This is a genomic window from Paraburkholderia sartisoli (genome assembly GCF_900107685.1).
In the GTDB taxonomy this organism is placed as follows: Bacteria; Pseudomonadota; Gammaproteobacteria; order Burkholderiales; family Burkholderiaceae; genus Paraburkholderia; species Paraburkholderia sartisoli.
This window is the reverse complement of the sequence record NZ_FNRQ01000001.1, coordinates 817,258-835,414: the sequence shown is the minus strand read 5'-3', so window position 1 is coordinate 835,414 and position 18,157 is coordinate 817,258. Positions and strand designations below refer to the sequence as shown.

Here is an 18,157-nt window from a genome sequence, read left to right as displayed (position 1 = left end):
GCGACGTTTTCCTTCGATGGGCCCGCCGCAGGCAGCAGTTACCTGCGTTCGTCATGTTGCACACGCTGCGCATCTTCAACCGGCGCAGCGTGCGTGAAACCCACCTCACGGTTCATCCGCATCCGCGCCTGAGGCCGTATCGCCGAGCAGCCCGCTCGCCGCTTCGCCCGGCAACGCCTCGACATCGCGCAACTTGCGGTTCATCACCCGCGTGCGCGTTTCCGCCTGTTCGATCGAACGCGTGACGGTTTCGAGCTGCGCCTTTGTTTTCGACAGCACGTCGCCGAACTTGCCGAACTCCGTTTTCACCGCGCCCAGAACCTGCCAGACCTCACTCGAACGCTTTTCGATCGCCAGCGTGCGAAAACCCATCTGCAGGCTGTTTAGCAATGCGGTCAGCGTGGTCGGGCCGGCAATCGTCACGCGGTAGTCGCGCTGCAACAGATCGGTCAGACCCGGGCGACGCAGGATCTCCGCATACAGCCCTTCGGTCGGCAGGAACAGCAGCGCGAAATCCGTGGTATGCGGCGGCGACACGTACTTTTCCGCGATCGTCCTGGCCTCCGCGCGGATACGCGCTTCTAGCGCGCGCGACGCGTCTTCGACCGCCACCGGATCAGCCCGCTCCTGCGCCTCGATCAGCCGCTCGTAGTCCTCGCGCGGAAACTTGGCATCGATCGGCAGCCACACCGGAATCGCGACGCCATCGGCGGAATCGTGCCGCCCCGGCAGCTTGATCGCGAACTCCACGCGATCGCCGCTCTTTGGAATCGTGGCGACGTTCTTCGCGTACTGGTCGGAGGTCAGCAACTGTTCGAGCAGCGCCTCCAGCTGCACTTCGCCCCACGTGCCGCGCGTCTTCACGTTCGTCAGCACCTTCTTGAGATCGCCCACGCCCGCGGCGAGCGTCTGCATCTCGCCCAGCCCTCGATGCACCTGTTCGAGCCGGTCGGAGACCTGCTTGAACGATTCGCCGAGGCGCTGCTCGAGTGTCGCGTGCAGTTTCTCGTCGACCGTGCGACGCATTTCTTCAAGCTTCGTCGAGTTGTTCGCCTCGATGTCCTTCAGGCGCTGCTCGATCGTCGCGCGTACCTCGGCGAAACGCCGGTCATTCGCCTCGGTCAGTTGCGACAGCTGCATCGTGAGCGTGTCGCCGAAGCGCTTGAGCGTCACGCCCTGCTCTTCGCGCGCCTGCAGCGACTGCTGCTGCAGACTCTGGCGCACGGCTTCGAGCTGTTGCGCGTTCGATTCGGTGAGCTTCACGAGCTGCTGCGCAAAGCCGTCGATCTGGTTGTTCTGGACCGTCGCGATACTCGTGAGCTGCGACGCGAGCGTCGTCTGGAACTGCGAAAAACCGCCGGCCAGTTCCAGCCGCGACGTGCGCGCCGTTTCCGTGATCTCGCTGCGCAGTTCCCGTTCGAGCCGTTCGTAAGCACGCGCCTGCGCGCCGGCGGTGTCGGTCATCCGCTCGCCGAGTTCCGCGAAAGCGTCGTGCGTGTCGGCGCCGTTGCGGCCGCGCATCAACACGAGCAAGGCAACGACAAGCGCGACCGCCAGAATGACGACGGCCGCGAGCAAAAGAGTGGTCATGTACGCGCTTTCCCCAGCACTTCAGGATTGATCGGATTGGGCGGCTGCCCGGCGCACGGCCCCTCGCCGAGCGCCGCGATCAGGTTGTCCGCCGCGAGATTCGCCATGGCGCGACGCGTGGCTTCCGTCGCGCTCGCGATGTGCGGCGTGAGCACCACGTTCGGGACGGTGAGCAGATCGGGATTGAGCCTCGGCTCGCCTTCGTACACGTCGAGACCCGCCGCCGCGATGCGCTTCGCGCGCAATGCGTCGACGAGCGCGGCGTCGTCGACAATGCCGCCGCGCGCGATATTCGTGAGCGTCGCCGTCGGTTTCATCAAGGCAAGCTCGGCCGCGCCGATCGTGTGATGACTGTCCTTCGTATAGGGCAGCACGAGCACGACGTGATCGGCACGGCGCAGCAGTTCTTCTTTCGAAACGTACTGCGCGTTCAGTTCAGCCTCGATCTGCTCCGCGACGCGCGAGCGGTTGTGATAGATCACCTGCATGTTGAAGCCGCGCGCGCGGCGCGCCAGCGCCTGCCCGATGCGCCCCATGCCGATCACGCCGAGTGTCGAGCCGTACACGTCGCCGCCGAGGAAACCGTCGTAGCTCCACTTCTGCCAGTGACCCGCGCGCAGCCAGTGTTCGGATTCCGCGATGCGGCGTGCGGCCGCCATCATCAGCGCCCAGCCGAAATCGGCCGTCGACTCGTTCAGGACATCGGGCGTGTTCGTGCCGAGCACGTTCGCGCGATTGAACGCGGCCATATCGAAGTTGTTGTAGCCGACGGCCATGTTCGCCACCACACGCAGCCGCGGTGCGGCGGCAAGTGTCGATGCGCCGACCGGGTCGCCAGCTGTCAGCGCGCCATCTTTATCGGCAAGCCGGCGAGTGAGTTCGTCGGCGCCCAGCACGTCGCCGTTGTTCCAGTCCACGTCGAAATACTGCTTGAGCCGGTCGATCACGTCCGGAAAGATCGGACGTGCCACAAGAATCTTCTGCATTGTCATTCTCCGGAGTTGCCGCCCGCGCCGTCCGCACGCGGCACTGGCCTCGTTACGTTTCTATTCGGTCAGAAAAACAGCCATGTGCTCACGAGGAACACCGGCATCAACACGACCAGCGCCCAGCCAAGGTACGCGAAAAAGCTCGGCATGCGCACGCCGCGCGATTCCGCGATCGCCTTGACCATGAAATTCGGCGCGTTGCCGATATAGCTGTTCGCGCCCATGAACACCGCGCCCGCCGAAATGGCCGCGAGCGTCGTGGCGCCCGTGGTCATGAGCGTATGCGCATCTCCGCCAGCCAGGTTGAAAAACACCAGATAGGTTGGTGCGTTGTCGAGGAACGACGACAGGATGCCGGTCGCCCAGAAATACATCGCGGCGTGCGGCTGGCCCGACGCGTCGTTGACGAGATGCACGATGCCCGCGAACGCGCCGTCCTGGCCCGCGCGCAGGATCACGATCACCGGCGCGATCGTCACGAAGATGCCGGCGAACAGTTTCGCCACCTCCTCGATGGGCGCCCAGTTGAAATCGTTGCCTTCGCGCGCGGCGCGCGGCGTGATGGCGAGCGACACGAGCGTCACGACGATCAGCGCCACGTCGCGAACCGCGTTTTGCAGCGCGACGTGCGTGCCGGACAGATCGAATTCGACACCCGGCTTCCACAGGCCGCTCATCAGCACGAGCCCGATCACCGCGCCGAGCAGCACGAAGTTGATCTTGCCTTCGAGACCGAACGGCGCGGAATCGGGCGTCGGATCCAGAAACGGCGTGCGCGACTCTTCGCGATGGCGGAAGTAATACGAATCGAGCGCGTAAAAGATGGCGAGCAGCACCACGCAGATGAACAGCATCGGCAATGCGAGATGCGTCGTCGTCCAGAAAAAGCTCACGCCGTTGAGAAAACCGAGGAAGAGCGGCGGGTCGCCCAGCGGCGACAGCGAGCCACCCGCATTCGCGACCAGAAAGATGAAGAACACCACGACGTGAACCACATGCCTGCGATTGTCGTTCGCGCGTAAAAGCGGGCGAATCAGCAGCATCGCCGCGCCCGTCGTGCCCATGATGCTGGCGAGCACGGTGCCGAGCGCGAGAATGCCCGTATTGAGACGGGGCGAGCCATGCAGGTTCCCGCGTACGCAAATGCCGCCCGCCACCGTATAGAGCGCGGTCAGCAGCACGATGAACGGAATGTATTCCTCGAAGAGCGCATGTACGAACGTGCCGAACGCCACATCCGCGCCGAAAGCGATGCCGAACGGAACCAGAAACAGCGCCGCCCACGCCGCCGAGATCTTGCCGAAGTGGTGATGCCAGAACGCCGACGCGACTAGCGGGAAGACCGCGATCGAAAGCAGCATGCCCGCAAACGGCACGCCCCATAACGCGGAAAGCGTTGCGCCGTCGAGTGTGGCCGCAGCGGCGAGTTGCGGGCACATGGCCACCAGCAACGCAACAAGCGCCATGCGCGCGCGCGACGCGGTATGTCGTTTCATCGAGGCATCCGGAATTGAAGCGCGCGACCGGTCGCGCTGCGCTTCACGCGCCACGGACGACGATCGCATGAACCCGGTACGGGCCGTGTGCGCCAAGCACGATGGTCTGTTCGATATCGCCGGTACGCGAAGGACCGGAAACAAAATTGACCGCACGCGGCAACTCGCCGCGTTCGGCACGGATCAGGCTGAACGCATCTTCCTGACCCGCGACAATGCGCGATGCAGGCACGATCGCGATATGTGTTTCTGGCAACAGACCCGCGGATGAGTACGTCTGCGGTCCCGACAGCAGTACCAGCGTACCGGTCTCGGCCGTCGCGCAGAAGCAGCCCGTGATGCCGACGGGGTCGAGGTTCCCCGGCTTGCGAAATTCGACTGCGATACCGGCATCAGCCCACGCGAGTTCGCGCAGCGTCTCCCACGCGACGGCCTGCACTGGAAGCTCGCGCTCCAGCAGATAGCGATGCGCAGCCGCGGGCACGTCGCTCAACGTCGCGACTTCTTCGACGGTGGTCGACATTTTGCGTGCTTCATCGACAAAGCGCGCGACGAGGTCATCCGGCATGGGCGGCCGCGGACCTTCAGGATGGCGTGCGAGATAGTCTGCGACGGCCTCGCGTTCGGACGCGGCAGACTCGGCTGAACGGCCCTGCGCTGCGCGGATGCGAGCCAGAATGTTGCGACGGGCAACCGATGTGTCCATGTGCAATCCTCGTGACGATGACCATGACCTTGCGGTATCGGGAGAATTATACCGGCCGCCCCTCGCGCGAACACCTGGCCGGATGGCCATGTTCACGCACGTCGACGTTGCGTTACTTCCCGGCGTCTTCCACGGGCGATTCGATACCGAACACCTGCCGCAGATAGGCGAGATAGGCCTTGTCGTCGCACATGTTCTTGCCCGGCGAATCGGAGAGTTTCGCGACGGGCTGACCATTGCAGCGGACCATCTTGATCACGATCTGCAGCGGGTTATAACCGAGATCGTTGGTGAGGTTCGTGCCGACGCCGAACGCGAGCTTGCAGCGCCCGCGGAACTGTTCGTACAGCTGGAGCACCTTCGGGATATCGAGCGCATCGGAGAACACGAGGACCTTCGTGCGCGGGTCGCAGCGGTTCGCCTCGTAGTGCTTCAGCAGGCGTTCGCCCCAGTCGAACGGATCGCCCGAATCGTGGCGCGCGCCGTCGAACAGCTTGCAGAAGTACATATCGAAGTCGCGCAGGAACGCCTGCATGCCGTACACGTCAGAGAGCGCGATACCCAGATCGCCGCGATATTCCTTCGCCCACATCTCGAAGCCGAAGATCTGCGAATCGCGCAGCCGCGGCCCGAGCGCCTGACAGGCCTGCAGGTATTCATGCGCCATCGTGCCGAGCGGCGTCAGGCCATGCTTGAACGCGTAGAACACGTTACTCGTGCCCGCGAACTGCTCGCCGAGACCGTCCTTCAGCGTGAGGATCACCTCTTCATGCCACTGCTTCGAAAAGCGGCGCCGCGTGCCGTAATCCGCGATCTTGCATTCGGAGAATTCCGGGCGCGCGCCCAGCAGCTGGATCTTCTCGCGCAGACGCTCGCGCCCTTCCGAGTAATCCGGCTTTTGCTGCGTATTGCGGAAATACACCTCGTTGACGATCGCGAGCATCGGAATCTCAAAGAGGATCGTATGCAGCCACGGCCCCTTGATTTCGATGTCGATCTCGCCGTTTCCCTTCTCCGATGGCTTGATCGAAATGTATTTTTCGCCCAGATGGAAAAGCGCGAGAAACTCGATGAAGTCGCCCTTGATGAAGCGCATGCGCCGCAGGTAATCGAGCTCGTCGTCCGAGAAACGCAGATGGCACAGCTGGCGAACCTCATCGCGGATTTCATCGATATACGGCACCAGGTCGACGTCCGGCGTCCGGCAGCGGAACCGGTATTCCACATTCGCAGCGGGGAAATGATGCAGAACGACCTGCATCATCGTGAACTTGTACAGATCAGTATCGAGCAGCGAATTAATAATCATGTTGTGCAAACCGGACTGCCAATAATCGGAGAAGGTCGCAAGAGGCGCCTCGTAAGCCGGTATGCCCCGAACGGACCGACCTGTCGCATGTTACCCGAATGCGCGCCGCCACACGGGCCGAAGGGCCTCTGCCGGACGGCCAGCGTCTGGTCACTGGCGCGGCTTCGCGCCAGTGACAGCCGCTGCGCTCCATAAACTAATCACGAAACGATATAAACCCCTATTGCCCGCCAGCCTATACGGCTCTTGACGTTACGCTACAATAGCGCTTTTGGCGTTTCGCCTCGTTTCGCCTCCCCAGATACCGCATGCAGGAGCTGCCTGAATGACTCACGTTGTGACCGAAAGCTGCATCAAGTGCCGCTATACCGACTGCGTCGATGTGTGCCCGGTGGACTGCTTTCGCGAAGGTCCCAACTTCCTCGCGATCGACCCCGATGAGTGCATCGACTGTGCTGTTTGCGTCGCCGAATGCCCGGTGAACGCGATCTATGCCGAAGAAGACGTGCCGGGCGACCAGCAGGATTTCATCCCGTTGAACGCCGACCTCGCGAAGGGCTGGCCGAGCATCACGAAGACCAGGGCGCCGCTGCCGGAAGCCGACGAATTCAAGGACGTGAAAGAAAAACTGGCGTTGCTCGAGCGTTGAGCGGCGCGGGTCTGCGCCCCGGTGCGCCGCGCCCCACGCATGGTGGAAGCGCGACCGGGATAAGCAAAAGCTATTGACAGGCCCTGAAGCACCCCATACAATTTCGCTTCTCTGCTTTTTGTTCCCCGATAGCTCAGTTGGTAGAGCGCCGGACTGTTAATCCGTAGGTCCCTGGTTCGAGCCCAGGTCGGGGAGCCAAGAATTGCAAAGGCCCGTTAACCATAACGGGCTTTTTTACGTAAAGTAGCATCGCAGCAACAAGGTTGTACTGCTGTTCCCCGATAGCTCAGTTGGTAGAGCGCCGGACTGTTAATCCGTAGGTCCCTGGTTCGAGCCCAGGTCGGGGAGCCAAGAATTTCGAAGGCCCGCATTTTTTGCGGGCCTTTTTGTTTTTTGTTTCTGCATTCCTCTTGTGCCTTCCGTGCGTTTCACGGCCGCCGCTTCCGCGCGGCAGCCAGACCGGTCAGCCCGCCGCACGCTCCCCAAGCCACACCACCGTCAGCGACCGCACGCCCTGCGCGCCGCGAATCAGCACGCCTTCGATATCCGCCGTCGCCGACGGACCGGTCACGAGCACCGCATAGCGCGCATCGCGAAAATCCGGCCGACGGTAGACGTCCTGCAATCCGTCGACGATCCGCGTCGGGTCGAGCAGCACGACGAGATGCTGCGCCAGATAGCCCAGCGCGTTCACCCCATACTCTTTTTCGCTGAACCAGACCGAGCCGGTTTCCGCGACCCCGAAGCGCGCCCGCACGACGCCCACCTCAACGTCCTCGAGCGAAGCCGGTGGCGTGTCCGCGTCCATCGCGCGCGTGCCCTGCACTTCGGGCGTCGCGCTGCAGATCACGGCATCAGCGCCGAAACGCGCGTCGAGCAGCGCGCGCACGTCCGCGGCCGTTGCCGCCTCGACGCAGGTTCCACCCATCAAGCCAAGCGCCGCGGTGAAACGCTCACGCAGGTCGCCGCCGGGCGAAGCGAACAGCGGCACGTCGGGTAGCGGCCGTCCCGGAGGCTGCGCCGCGCGCACCCGCGCGAGGAAATCGTCACGCGTTGCCATCACGGCCTCCGCGATTCTTTTTGTACCACTCGTGGAAAGTCACGGTCGGCGCGTCCGGCAATTCACGTTGCCGGCCCCAGATGTTGAGCGGGTTATACAGCACGAAATTCGGCAGGTGCCGCAGCGCGCCGCCCAGCGACGCGATCGTCGCGCGATACAGCGTTGGGCTCGCGAGCAGCCGCCCCGCCATCTTCAGCACTTCCTTCTTCACGAACGGCACTTCATGGCGCACCGCGATCACTTCGCGCCATTTATAGATCTGCTCGTGGATATTGATCTTCACCGGGCACACGTTCGTGCAACTGCCATTCAGTGTCGACGCGAACGGCAGCGCGCTATAGCGCTTCAGGTCGAACGTCGGGTTGATGATCGCGCCGATCGGCCCCGAGTACGTGCCGCCATACGAGAGCCCGCCGCTGCGCCGGTACACCGGACACGTATTCATACAGGCGCCGCAGCGGATGCACTTCAGCGAATACCAGAAGTCCTCCATCGCGAGCCGCTCGATACGGCCATGGTCGACGAGGATGAAATGCATCTCCGTGCCCGGCCGCGGCGCGCGAAAGTGCGACGTGTACTGCGTGATTGGCGAGCCAAGCGCGCTGCGCGAGAGCATCCGCACGAACACGCCAAGATCGGAAATCCGCGGAATGATTTTCTCGATGCCGATCGAAGCGATATGCAGCGGCGGCACATTGGCCGACAGGTCCGCGTTGCCCTCGTTCGTGCAGACGACCACCGTGCCCGTCTCCGCGATCGCGAAGTTGCAGCCGGTCATGCCGGCGGTCTTCTCGCGCACGAAGTACGGACGCGTGTCCATGCGCTGGCTTTCGGCGAGATAGTGGATGTCGCTGTTCTCCGGATCGGTGCCGATCGTGCGGCCAAACAGGTCCGCCACGTCGCCGCGCAGCTTGTGGACCGCGGGCACGACCATGTGGCTCGGGTCCTGATGATCGAGTTGCTGGATGCGCTCGCCGAGATCGGTTTCCATCACCGTGATGCCGCGCGGCTCCAGATAGTCGCGCATCGCGCATTCGTCCGTGAGCATCGACTTGCTCTTGACGAGCGCCGTCATGCCGCGCTCCGACATCAGCCGGTAGACGATCTCGTTGTGCTCTTCCGCGTTCGCCGCCCAGTGAACGACGACGCCGTTGGCCGCGGCCGCATCCGCGAACTGTTCGAGATACGACGACAGATGCGACAGTGCGTGTTCCTTGATGCCCGAAGCGAGTTCGCGCATCGTCTCCCATTCGGCGATGCCGTGTGCCTGCGCATCGCGCTTCTCGCGCAGATCCCACAGCCGTTTGTCGTGAAACGCGACGTGATCCGACTTCGCGATGAAGTCGCCAGCCGCCTTCGCGTGATCGATGCGCTTCATTCGCGGGCTCCGTTCAGCACCTGCGCGATATGGATGAAACGGGCATCCGCCTTCATCCGCTCGGCGCATCCCTGTTGATGCATCAGGCACGACATATCGCCCGACACGATGTACTGCGCGCCCGCGCCCAGATGATCGCGCACCTTGTCCTGCCCCATGCGAACGGAGACGGCCTCTTCGGTCACCGAGAACGTGCCGCCGAACCCGCAGCATTCGTCGGGCCGCGCGGGGCTCACGAACTCGATGCCCTTCACGCCCTGCAGCAGCGCGCGCGCTTTCGAAAACGGCATGCCGGCGATCTCCGAAACCGACCCCTGATGCAGATGCCGCAACGCGCTGCAACTGTTGTGCAACCCGACGCGGTGCGGAAACTCGGCCCACGGAAATTCCCGCACGCCGACCACGTCGTGCAGGAACTCGACGAGCTCACAGGCACCGGCCCGCACCTTCGAGACTTCGCCGGTCTGCTCGATGGCGATGAAGTGTTCGCGCACATGATGAACGCAGCTCGCCGATGGCCCGACGATGTAGTCGTAGCCCGCGAAGTTGCGGGCGAACACGCGCTCGGTGCCGGCCGCGTCGACCTGCGCGCCGCTGTTGCCCATCGGCTGGCCGCAGCAGGTCTGGTCCTGCGGATAGTCGACGTCGATGCCGAAACGCTCGAGCAGTTCGAGCGTCGCAATGCCGACTTCCGGGTAGAACGCATCGATGAAACAGGGAATGAACAGCGCGACTTTCATGGGTAAACCAGACGGGTGATGGGGAACGTCGCGCGACGGCGATGTGGAATATCCACACCTGTCGCAATGGGTAAAGTTGGTCTGACCATGAAATATAAGAGGGACGCAAGACACTGTCAAACCTCGTCCGCACGTCGGCCCGCCGGTATACGATGACGGTTTTTTGATGGAATTGCGATGACACATACTTGGTTGCGGATGTCGTTCATGGCCGTCGTATCGGCGGCATGGCTGGCCGGAGTCGCGCCGCTCGCGCACGGCGAGGAAGTCGGCAGCGTCAACACGAACTTTCATCTGACGGGCTCCGATCGCGTGGTGGTCGAGGCGTATGACGATCCGGACGTGACCGGCATCACCTGCTACGTATCGCGGGCGCGCACGGGCGGCATCAAGGGGACGCTTGGCATCGCGGAAGATCCGACCGAGGCGTCGATCGCCTGCCGCCAGGTCGGCGCGATCCATTTCAACGGGCCGCTCAGGCGGCAGTCGGATGTGTTTTCCGAACGCATGTCGCTCGTCTTCAAGACGCTGCATGTGGTGCGGGTCGTCGATCCGAAGCGCAATACGCTCGTGTATCTGACGTACAGCGACCGCGTCGCCACGGGCAGCGCGAAAAACAGCGTCACGGCCGTGCCGATGCCGGCGGGCACGACCATTCCGGTCAGGTAACAAGCCGACCCATCGAATGAGCGCTCGCGCTAGACTGATGGGTCCAGCTGGACTTTGCTCATGACTTCGACCGGTTCTTCCACCCGCTTTCGCGATTGCCCCCGCTACTGGCGCACGCCGCTCATCCCCGGCGCGGAGATGCTGACGGCCGAGTATTACGACCAGGAATTCACGCCGCACTGGCACGACGCGTACGCGATTCCGGTGATCGAGGCGGGCGCGGAAACCTACCGTTATCGCGGTTCGACTCATGTCGCCGAGGCGGGCAGCGTGCCGGTCATCAATCCCGGCGAGCTGCACACCGGCTCCCGGGCCGTCGACGCGGGCTGGCGCTATCGCGTGATGTATGCACCCGTCGACTTCCTCCAGAGAATCGCCGACGACCTCGCCGGAAGGCCACAACCGTTGCCGTGGTTCGATCCGGGCGTGATTCGCGACCGCGATCTCGCGTACCGCCTGCGGCACGCGCACCGGCTGATGGAAGCCGGCGACGACCTGCTCGCGGCCGAAACCGCGATGATCGACGCGTTGTCGACGCTGCTCGCCCGCTACGGCAGCACGCGGCCCGAAACGCAACGGATCGCGGCGAACGATCCGCGTGTCGCCAGAATGCAGGCGCGGCTGGGCGCCGACCTCGCGGCGCCGGTGCAACTGTCGGATCTGGCGAGCGCCGTCGGGCTGTCGCCCTTTCACGCCGCGCGGCTCTTCGCGCAGGCGACCGGCATGCCGCCCCACGCGTGGCGCAACCAGATCCGGCTGCAACGCGCGCTGGGCCCGCTGCGGGCGGGCGCGTCGGTCGCGGACGTCGCGGCCGCCAGCGGCTTCACCGACCAGAGCCATTTCACACGCCATTTCCGGCGCATGTTCGGCGTGCCGCCGGGGCGCTGGCAGTCGGCGTGAACGGCCCGGGTGGCGTCTGGCGCGTCCATCCCCCGCCCTTTGAAACGCGGCACGCACCGCCCGTAGCAAGAACGTACAAGCCCATTCCGCCCACGACGACTACGCTCCGTGTTCAAAGGAGAAGTCAGATTGAGCCAGCCCAGCCGTTTCAGTGAATTCGTCGCGGGTACACGCGACACGATCCCCATGATGGTCGGCGCCGCGCCGTTCGGCGTCATTTTCGGCACGCTCGTCACGTCGGGGCCGCTGCACCTGTGGCATGGGCAGCTGATGTCGCTCGCCGTGTTCGCCGGGTCGGCGCAGTTCATCGCGGTCGGTCTCATGGCGGGCAACGCGAGCTTCATCGTGCTGTGGGCGACGACGTTCGTCGTGAACCTGCGCCACGTCCTCTACAGCGCGACGCTTGCGCCGTACGTCGCGCATCTGCCGCTGCGCTGGCGCGTCGTGCTCGGCAGCCTGCTCACCGACGAAGTGTTCGCCGTCGCGTGGACGCACTACCGGCGTCACGCGCCAGGCGAAGTCGGCCCGTGGCATTTTCTGGGCTCCGGCGTCTCGATGTACGTCAACTGGCAGATCTGGACGCTCGTGGGCCTGCTGTTCGGCGCGGCGTTTCCCGGCCTGCAGTCGCTCGGACTCGATTTCGCGATGGTCGCGACGTTCATCGCGATCGTCGTGCCGCAGCTCATCGCGTTCCGCTACATCGCCGCGGCCGCGACCGCGGGCGCGCTCGCCTTTTTCTGGCAGGCCTGGCCGTACAAGCTCGGCCTGCTCGGCGCCGTGATCGCGGGCGTCGCGATCGGCGCGGCGCTGTCGCGGCCGGAAATACAGCGTCAGCGCCAGCGCACCGCGGAGGCCTCGCAATGAGCTACGTCCTGATCATTCTCGGCATGGCGCTGATCACCTGGCTCATCCGCACGACGGTTTTCCTCGTCGGCGACCGGCTGGTGTTTCCGCCGCTCGTACGCGCCGCGCTCGGGTTCGTGCCGGTCACCGTCCTGACCGCCATCATCGTGCCGATGGCCGTGTCGCCCCACGGCGGCGGCGCGGAGCTGACATGGCGCAATCCGCAGCTGGTCGGCGCGCTGGCCGCCGTCCTCGTGAGCGCACTCACGCGCCGGCCGCTTCTGACGATCGCCGTCGGGCTGGCTGTTTTCTTTTTGTGGCAAGGCGTCGTGCTGGGATAGTTGCGGTGCGCGTTGCTCTGGCGGCGCGGGCAGGGGCGCGGGCAAGGGCAGGGGCACCGACAGTCTCCACTCCCCGACCGCGCCCTGGCGCTTTTCGCCAATCCACACCGCCTGCCTTTACGCCACCGTCCCGGCAGCACCCCGTGGAGTCCGCCGCTACATCGGGGCCAGACCGCCCCGCCTTGTCTCGTGGCCCTCCTCCATCGATCCGGCTCAAGTTTTGGCGACTTCCGCCGATAAACAGTCGACGTCCCCTTGCCGAACCGGCGCGATCGCCGGTTTCGCCAGAAAACAGGGACCAGCCGTGCAATGTGTCTGGCGGATCGCTCATCGGCGAGCCGCCGGCGACGCCAGACAGACGCAGCGCGGGACGACCACTCGGGACAGGAAGATATGGGTCACATCACCCTTTCGCTGAAAGACGAAACCATTGCGTCGTTGCGCAAGGATTTCGAGGCGTTTCTGCGCGTGTCGCTGAAGCTCGATCCGCAGTTCGCGACGCCTTCGTTCGAGGATTTCCTGCGCGCCAAGCTGCTGGACAACATGGTCCCGCTGACGGAGCACGCGGTGCAGCGCATGTTGCAGGGCGGCCAGTACGCATGGGCCAAGCGCACGCTCGACAAGGAATTCCCCGACGTCGTCGCGATCCTGATGCGTCAGGCGACCGAATTCGGCTTCGGTTTCGCGGCGCGCTCCGAATGGACGCCCGAAGAGCTTGCAAAGCAGTGTCGCGACTGGGCGACGGCGATCGTCAGCGAGGCACAGGGCGACCCGACGCTGGTCGATCCGCTCGCCGCGCAGATCAAGTCGGCGGCGCAGGACATCCAGACACTCGAAGAAACGATGCAGACGCCCGCGTGGCGGCTTGCGGAATCGCTGCGCCAGCGCGTGTACGAAGCGAAGATCGGCTGCGAAACGAGCGTTGGCAGCATGGCGCGCGAAAAGCTGGGCGAACTGCGCGGACTGCTGCGGCTCGGCATTTCACACGGCTCGTTCCAGAAGCAGGAAGCGCAGCAGATCATGGAATACCTGCGCCTTCTGAAGCCGGATATTTTCGTCGAAGAGCCGTACGACATGTTCACGCGGCTCGCCGCATGGCTGCGCAGTATCTTCACCCCGCCGCCGCGCACCCAGCAACGGCAGTCGCGCTAAGAGTGACCGCGCGCCGGGTTTTTTACTGCTGAGCCACCAAAGGCTCGCGCCGGTCACGCGCTCGCGCCGCTCAATCCCACATCTTTCTCAGCTTCGCCGCGATCTCGATCTTCGCGTGGGCCGCCGCCGCAAGCCCGGCGGCCGTCGGCGCGGCGGGCACCGGCACATGCGGCCATGCGTGCGCGTCGAAGAGCGGCAGCAGATGCGCCGGAATGAACCGCGTACGCTGCGCCCACACGTGACGATCGCCGAGCTGCGTCTGGTTGTGTACGTAGAAGCGCTGCGGCACGACGATATGCAGGTCTTCCTTTGCGCGCGTCATCGCGACATAGAGCAGGCGCCGCTCTTCATCGAGTTCGGCGTCGCTGCCCGTCGCGAGATCCGACGGAATGCAGCCGTCGACGCCATTCAGCACGAACACGTTGCGCCACTCCTGCCCTTTCGCCGAATGGATCGTCGAGAGGATTAAATAGTCTTCGTCGATCAGCGGCACGCCGGATTCGTCGCTGGTGGCGTCGGGCGGATCGAGCGTCAGTTCGGTCAGAAAGCGCTCGCGCGACGCGTACGTCCCCGCGATGCTTTCCATCTGCAGCAGATCGCCCTGACGGATCGAGGCGTCCTCGTGATTGCGCTCCAGATGCGGCTCGTACCAGCGGCGGATCAGTTCGAACTCCGCCGGCCAGGCCGACTGGCGCCCACACACCTGCGACATCAGTTCGACGAACGGTTGCCAGTCCTGCGCCGCGCGGGCCGGTGGCGTGAACGACGCGAGCGCGCCCGCTGTGGGTTGCGTGTGACGACACAGCCCGGCGGCTGTGTCCGCCTCTTCCGGCGTCGCCGCGCTGGCGCGTTCGGCGACCTGATCGAGCACACGCGCGGCCGTTGCCGGCCCGATGCCAGGCATCAGCTGGACGACGCGAAAACCCGCCACCCGGTCGCGCGGATTTTCCGCCCAGCGCAATACGGCGAGGACGTCCTTCACATGGACCGAATCGAGGAATTTGAGCCCGCCGAACTTGACGAACGGAATGTTGCGCCGGGTCAGTTCGATTTCGAGCGTCGCGCTGTGATGGGCGGCCCGGAACAGGACGGCCTGCGATTTCAGCTTCATGCCGTCCTCGCGCGCCTCCAGCACTTTCTCGACCACGTAGCGCGCCTGATCGACTTCATCGGCGACGGTGACAAGACGCGGGCGCTGCGCCGACGCGCGATCGGTCCACAGGTTCTTCGTGAAGCGCTCGGCGGCAAGATCGATGACGGCGTTCGACGCGACAAGAATCGGCTGCGTCGAACGATAGTTGCGCTCGAGCGTGACCTGTTTCGCCGGCGGATCGAAGTGCGCCGGAAAATCGAGGATGTTGCGCACCGTCGCGCCGCGAAACGAATAGATGGACTGCGCGTCGTCGCCGACAACCGTCAGGCCGCGCCCGTCCGGCTTGATGCCGAGCAGGATCGACGCCTGCAGGCGATTGGTGTCCTGGTATTCGTCGACGAGCACATGATCGAAACGCCCCGACAGGTCGGCCGCGATCGACGGCTCCGCCGCCATGTGCGACCAGTAGAGCAGCAAGTCGTCGTAATCGAGCACGCCCTGCGCCTGCTTGGCCGCGACGTACGCGGCAAAGAGCGCGCGCAGGTCGGCTTCCCATTCGCGACACCACGGAAACGCGGTATCGAGCACCCCGGCAAGCGAAGCGCCGGTGTTCACGACGCGCGAATAGATCGAAAAGCAGGTGTTCTTCGACGGAAACCGCTTCTCCTTTGCCGACAATCCGAGTTCGTGACGCACGAGGTTCATCAGATCGGCGGAGTCTTCGCGATCGTTGATCGTGAAGGTGGGCGACAGGCCGATGAGGTCGGCGTATTCGCGCAGCAGACGCGCGCCGACGCTGTGGAACGTGCCCGACCACGTGAGGCCCTGCACGAGCGCCGCCCGCGCGCCGGGCGCGGCGCCGGCGATGCGCGTGACGCGCCGGGTCATTTCCTGCGCGGCGCGGCGCGAGAACGTGAGCAGCAGGATGCGGCGCGGGTCGGCGCCCTTTACCACCAGGTACGCGACGCGATGCGCAAGGGTATTCGTCTTGCCGGAACCCGCGCCGGCAATCACCAGCAGCGCGCCGGGCGGCTGCCCGGGATCGTCCGCGCCAAATTCGACGGCCTCGCGCTGGGCTTCGTTGAGCTTCGCGAGCCAGGCGGCGGCATCGGATGACGGAGAATCGGCGACGGAGAGCACAGTGGTCGGGAACGCAAGGTGACGGGGCGACGCATACTGTATATCCATACAACCCACGGCGACAAGCACCCTTTCCGGCTTTATTGCCGTGGAGCGCCGGCGCTGGCAGCGGTAGCGTGACGTGCTGAATTTCAGGCCGCGCTCAAACGAAAACGGCCCGGACACACGGAGTGCGCTCATGGCACTTCTGGCTTATGATTCGAGCCCTTTCCTTTTGTCGCATTCCAACCGGCGCACGCCATGCCCAACCTCGATTTCACGCTGACCGGCGACTACGTCGAACTGCACAACCTGCTCAAGATCACGGGTCTGGCCGACAGTGGCGGCTCGGCGAAAGTGATCGTCGCGTCCGGCGCGGTGACCGTCGACGGCCAGGTCGAAACGCGCAAGACCTGCAAGATCCGCGCGGGCCAGGTGGTGCTGCTGGGCGACACGCGCATCGCCGTCCACGAAGGTTAGCGAAAGAAATCGCACCAGCAAGGTGCTTCTTGATCGACAGCGGCACGGCTTCCCAATAAGCTGTCTCTTTTAGAAGAAAACGGCGCGGACCGCGTTCCGCGCGCCGCTCCCCGTTCATGACCCAACCCGGTTTTTCCCACGTCAGCGCAGCGCAACCGTCGCTGTCGCGGCATGCCGCCGATACCGCCCGCCTCGCCGCCCCGCTTGCCATCGCCCAGCTTTCGCAGATGGCGATGGGCGTCACCGATACCGTCCTGCTCGGCTCGCTCGGCCCCGACGCGCTCGCGGCCGGCGGCCTCGGCGCGAACCTGTTCTTCGTCGTCGTGACGCTGCTGCAGGGCGTGCTGACGTCCGTCAGCGTGAGCGTCGCGCACGCGCGCGGCGCGCAGGCGGAAGACCGCGTGCCGCATATCTACTGGACCGGCTTCCTGCTCTCGATCCTGCTGGCGGTGCCGGCGTTCGCGCTGCTGTCGTTCGCGCGGCCGATCCTGCTCGCATTCGGCGAGCCCACGCTGCTCGCCCATAACGTCGGCGAATACTGCGCGATGCTGCGCTGGGGCACGCCTGCAAGCCTGATCGGGATCGGCCTGATGCGCTCGTTCCTGCCCGCGATCGGCGCCGCGAAACGCCTGCTCTGGGTGTCGATTGGCGGTGTGGGCGTCAACGCGTTCCTCAACTACGGACTGATCCACGGCGCGTATGGCCTGCCGAGGCTCGGCTTTCTCGGCTCGGCCGCGGCGACGACCATCACGGTATGGCTGACGGCGCTCATCCTGATGGCGCTTCTGCACCTGCGCCCGCGATATCGCCATTTCGTGACGGCGACGCGCCCGCAGATGCCGCTCATGGGCGAGCTGTTCGGCATCGGCTGGCCCGTTGCGATCACTTACGGCGTCGAGTCGACGCTTTTTCTCGCGACCGGCCTGATGGTCGGCCTGCTCGGCGAATCCCAGCTCGCCGCGCACCAGATCGCGCTCAACGTGGCGTCGGTGGCGTTCATGGTGCCCCTCGCGATCGGCCAGGCAGCGAACGTGCGGGTCGGCTACTGGTCGGGCGCAGGGCAGCCGCTTGCCGCCCGGCACGCCGGGTTCGTGGCGATCGCGCTCGGCGTCGGCTTCATGATGCTGTCGGGCCTCGTGCTGATCCTCGCGCCGCACGCGATCGTCGGGCTGTATCTGCATCTTGACGACCCTGCGAACGCCTCGACGGTGTCGCTCGCCGCTTCCCTGCTTGGCGTCGCGGCGATTTTCCAGATCGTCGACGGCATGCAGACGGTCGGCTCCGGCTGCCTGCGCGGCCTGAAAGATACCCGCGTGCCGATGATCGCCGCCGCGTTCGGCTACTGGGGCATCGGCTTTCCGACCGGTTACACGCTGGCGTTCCACTTCGGCCTCGGCGCGCGCGGCCTGTGGTGGGGGCTCGCCGCGGGTCTCGCCAGCGTGGCGCTGCTGATGACGCTGCGCTTTCACTACCTGAGCCTGCGACGCGTACCGGCCAGCCCCGGCACCCCGGCCGGCCCGCCGGGTGCCGACGGCACGACCGACCCAGGACTTACCCGGTAAACGCTGAAAACACGGCTGGAAACGCCTGGCTGACTGGAAGCTGACCGGTAAAATAAGCGCCCGCTACATAGCGGCGCCGTA

At 64.8% G+C, this 18,157-nt stretch carries 17 protein-coding genes and 2 tRNA genes; 10 read left to right on the top strand and 9 right to left on the bottom strand.

Annotated elements, in window-relative coordinates; all coding sequences use genetic code 11:
• Nucleotides 1-105: 105 nt before the first annotated feature.
• The 5 genes from BLV45_RS03815 to pncB all read right to left on the bottom strand — a co-directional run bounded on the left by BLV45_RS03815 (nucleotide 106) and on the right by pncB (nucleotide 6,090).
• A complete protein-coding gene (locus BLV45_RS03815) occupies nucleotides 106-1,590 on the bottom strand; it encodes a DNA recombination protein RmuC (protein WP_090529159.1) in 1,485 nt (494 codons plus the stop codon).
• Complete coding sequence (locus BLV45_RS03810; RefSeq protein WP_090529156.1) at nucleotides 1,587-2,576, bottom strand: 2-hydroxyacid dehydrogenase; 990 nt, start codon at nucleotides 2,574-2,576, stop codon at nucleotides 1,587-1,589. Before BLV45_RS03810 ends, BLV45_RS03815 begins: the two co-directional genes overlap by 4 nt.
• A 68-nt stretch (nucleotides 2,577-2,644) precedes the next feature.
• The gene (locus BLV45_RS03805) at nucleotides 2,645-4,075 is read right to left on the bottom strand and encodes a sodium:proton antiporter (protein ID WP_090531056.1); all 1,431 of its coding nucleotides are present in this window, start codon (nucleotides 4,073-4,075) and stop codon (nucleotides 2,645-2,647) included.
• A gap of 43 nt (nucleotides 4,076-4,118) precedes the next feature.
• Nucleotides 4,119-4,781 carry a LutC/YkgG family protein gene (locus BLV45_RS03800; protein WP_090529153.1) on the bottom strand — a complete coding sequence of 221 codons (663 nt, stop codon included), beginning with the start codon at nucleotides 4,779-4,781 and terminating at the stop codon, nucleotides 4,119-4,121.
• A 112-nt stretch (nucleotides 4,782-4,893) separates the two neighbouring features.
• Entirely contained in the window at nucleotides 4,894-6,090 is a 1,197-nt protein-coding gene (gene pncB, locus BLV45_RS03795; RefSeq protein WP_090531053.1) for a nicotinate phosphoribosyltransferase, read from the bottom strand.
• Nucleotides 6,091-6,415: 325 nt separating this feature from the next.
• Between pncB and fdxA the strand changes: the two genes are divergently transcribed.
• The 3 genes from fdxA to BLV45_RS03775 all read left to right on the top strand — a co-directional run bounded on the left by fdxA (nucleotide 6,416) and on the right by BLV45_RS03775 (nucleotide 7,090).
• Nucleotides 6,416-6,739, top strand: coding sequence for a ferredoxin FdxA (gene fdxA / locus BLV45_RS03785; RefSeq protein ID WP_090529149.1), 324 nt, complete (start codon nucleotides 6,416-6,418; stop codon nucleotides 6,737-6,739).
• Nucleotides 6,740-6,861: 122 nt separating this feature from the next.
• A tRNA-Asn gene (locus BLV45_RS03780) sits at nucleotides 6,862-6,937 on the top strand.
• 77 nt (nucleotides 6,938-7,014) lie between these two features.
• Nucleotides 7,015-7,090 (top strand) — tRNA-Asn (locus BLV45_RS03775).
• A 112-nt stretch (nucleotides 7,091-7,202) separates the two neighbouring features.
• Here BLV45_RS03775 and BLV45_RS03770 read toward each other — a convergent pair.
• The 3 genes from BLV45_RS03770 to BLV45_RS03760 are packed head-to-tail and all read right to left on the bottom strand — an operon-like array spanning nucleotide 7,203 to nucleotide 9,917.
• Nucleotides 7,203-7,799 carry a LutC/YkgG family protein gene (locus tag BLV45_RS03770; RefSeq protein WP_090529146.1) on the bottom strand — a complete coding sequence of 199 codons (597 nt, stop codon included), beginning with the start codon at nucleotides 7,797-7,799 and terminating at the stop codon, nucleotides 7,203-7,205.
• Entirely contained in the window at nucleotides 7,786-9,177 is a 1,392-nt protein-coding gene (locus BLV45_RS03765; protein ID WP_090529143.1) for a lactate utilization protein B, read from the bottom strand. The genes BLV45_RS03770 and BLV45_RS03765 overlap by 14 nt, the downstream gene beginning before the upstream one ends.
• Nucleotides 9,174-9,917, bottom strand: a complete 744-nt coding sequence (locus tag BLV45_RS03760; protein WP_090529141.1) for a (Fe-S)-binding protein — start codon at nucleotides 9,915-9,917, stop codon at nucleotides 9,174-9,176. Before BLV45_RS03760 ends, BLV45_RS03765 begins: the two co-directional genes overlap by 4 nt.
• A 198-nt stretch (nucleotides 9,918-10,115) precedes the next feature.
• Between BLV45_RS03760 and BLV45_RS03755 the strand changes: the two genes are divergently transcribed.
• The 5 genes from BLV45_RS03755 to BLV45_RS03735 all read left to right on the top strand — a co-directional run bounded on the left by BLV45_RS03755 (nucleotide 10,116) and on the right by BLV45_RS03735 (nucleotide 13,822).
• Nucleotides 10,116-10,586, top strand: coding sequence for a CreA family protein (locus tag BLV45_RS03755; RefSeq protein WP_245753143.1), 471 nt, complete (start codon nucleotides 10,116-10,118; stop codon nucleotides 10,584-10,586).
• 60 nt (nucleotides 10,587-10,646) lie between these two features.
• Entirely contained in the window at nucleotides 10,647-11,486 is an 840-nt protein-coding gene (locus BLV45_RS03750; RefSeq protein ID WP_090529136.1) for an AraC family transcriptional regulator, read from the top strand.
• A 186-nt stretch (nucleotides 11,487-11,672) separates the two neighbouring features.
• Nucleotides 11,673-12,350: an AzlC family ABC transporter permease gene (locus BLV45_RS03745; protein WP_090531051.1), complete on the top strand. Its 678-nt coding sequence runs from the start codon at nucleotides 11,673-11,675 to the stop codon at nucleotides 12,348-12,350.
• Nucleotides 12,347-12,670 carry an AzlD domain-containing protein gene (locus tag BLV45_RS03740; protein WP_090529132.1) on the top strand — a complete coding sequence of 108 codons (324 nt, stop codon included), beginning with the start codon at nucleotides 12,347-12,349 and terminating at the stop codon, nucleotides 12,668-12,670. Before BLV45_RS03745 ends, BLV45_RS03740 begins: the two co-directional genes overlap by 4 nt.
• Nucleotides 12,671-13,063: 393 nt before the next feature.
• Nucleotides 13,064-13,822: a DUF4088 family protein gene (locus BLV45_RS03735; protein ID WP_090529128.1), complete on the top strand. Its 759-nt coding sequence runs from the start codon at nucleotides 13,064-13,066 to the stop codon at nucleotides 13,820-13,822.
• Between the two features lie 70 nt (nucleotides 13,823-13,892).
• On the opposite strand, the gene BLV45_RS03730 is transcribed toward BLV45_RS03735, so the two are convergent.
• A complete protein-coding gene (locus BLV45_RS03730) occupies nucleotides 13,893-16,103 on the bottom strand; it encodes an ATP-dependent helicase (RefSeq protein ID WP_090529125.1) in 2,211 nt (736 codons plus the stop codon).
• A 192-nt stretch (nucleotides 16,104-16,295) separates the two neighbouring features.
• Here BLV45_RS03730 and BLV45_RS03725 point away from each other — a divergent pair, with 192 nt between their 5' ends.
• Both BLV45_RS03725 and BLV45_RS03720 read left to right on the top strand, forming a co-directional pair.
• Complete coding sequence (locus tag BLV45_RS03725; protein ID WP_012400207.1) at nucleotides 16,296-16,514, top strand: RNA-binding S4 domain-containing protein; 219 nt, start codon at nucleotides 16,296-16,298, stop codon at nucleotides 16,512-16,514.
• A 116-nt stretch (nucleotides 16,515-16,630) separates the two neighbouring features.
• Nucleotides 16,631-18,076 (top strand): MATE family efflux transporter, encoded by a 1,446-nt coding sequence (locus BLV45_RS03720; RefSeq protein WP_090529122.1) that lies wholly within the window; start codon nucleotides 16,631-16,633, stop codon nucleotides 18,074-18,076.
• Nucleotides 18,077-18,157: the final 81 nt, after the last annotated feature.

Excerpts from the sequence above, each read along its gene's own strand:
- BLV45_RS03815 (WP_090529159.1), bottom strand. The coding sequence starts at position 1,590 with ATGACCACTCTTTTGCTCGCGGCCGTCGTCATTCTGGCGGTCGCGCTT.
- BLV45_RS03755 (WP_245753143.1), top strand. The coding sequence starts at position 10,116 with ATGTCGTTCATGGCCGTCGTATCGGCGGCATGGCTGGCCGGAGTCGCG.
- fdxA (WP_090529149.1), top strand. The coding sequence starts at position 6,416 with ATGACTCACGTTGTGACCGAAAGCTGCATCAAGTGCCGCTATACCGAC.
- BLV45_RS03770 (WP_090529146.1), bottom strand. The coding sequence starts at position 7,799 with ATGGCAACGCGTGACGATTTCCTCGCGCGGGTGCGCGCGGCGCAGCCT.
- BLV45_RS03720 (WP_090529122.1), top strand. The coding sequence starts at position 16,631 with ATGACCCAACCCGGTTTTTCCCACGTCAGCGCAGCGCAACCGTCGCTG.
- BLV45_RS03800 (WP_090529153.1), bottom strand. The coding sequence starts at position 4,781 with ATGGACACATCGGTTGCCCGTCGCAACATTCTGGCTCGCATCCGCGCA.
- BLV45_RS03725 (WP_012400207.1), top strand. The coding sequence starts at position 16,296 with ATGCCCAACCTCGATTTCACGCTGACCGGCGACTACGTCGAACTGCAC.
- BLV45_RS03805 (WP_090531056.1), bottom strand. The coding sequence starts at position 4,075 with ATGAAACGACATACCGCGTCGCGCGCGCGCATGGCGCTTGTTGCGTTG.
- BLV45_RS03750 (WP_090529136.1), top strand. The coding sequence starts at position 10,647 with ATGACTTCGACCGGTTCTTCCACCCGCTTTCGCGATTGCCCCCGCTAC.
- BLV45_RS03760 (WP_090529141.1), bottom strand. The coding sequence starts at position 9,917 with ATGAAAGTCGCGCTGTTCATTCCCTGTTTCATCGATGCGTTCTACCCG.
- BLV45_RS03735 (WP_090529128.1), top strand. The coding sequence starts at position 13,064 with ATGGGTCACATCACCCTTTCGCTGAAAGACGAAACCATTGCGTCGTTG.
- BLV45_RS03810 (WP_090529156.1), bottom strand. The coding sequence starts at position 2,576 with ATGCAGAAGATTCTTGTGGCACGTCCGATCTTTCCGGACGTGATCGAC.
- BLV45_RS03745 (WP_090531051.1), top strand. The coding sequence starts at position 11,673 with ATGATGGTCGGCGCCGCGCCGTTCGGCGTCATTTTCGGCACGCTCGTC.
- BLV45_RS03730 (WP_090529125.1), bottom strand. The coding sequence starts at position 16,103 with ATGGATATACAGTATGCGTCGCCCCGTCACCTTGCGTTCCCGACCACT.
- BLV45_RS03740 (WP_090529132.1), top strand. The coding sequence starts at position 12,347 with ATGAGCTACGTCCTGATCATTCTCGGCATGGCGCTGATCACCTGGCTC.
- BLV45_RS03765 (WP_090529143.1), bottom strand. The coding sequence starts at position 9,177 with ATGAAGCGCATCGATCACGCGAAGGCGGCTGGCGACTTCATCGCGAAG.
- pncB (WP_090531053.1), bottom strand. The coding sequence starts at position 6,090 with ATGATTATTAATTCGCTGCTCGATACTGATCTGTACAAGTTCACGATG.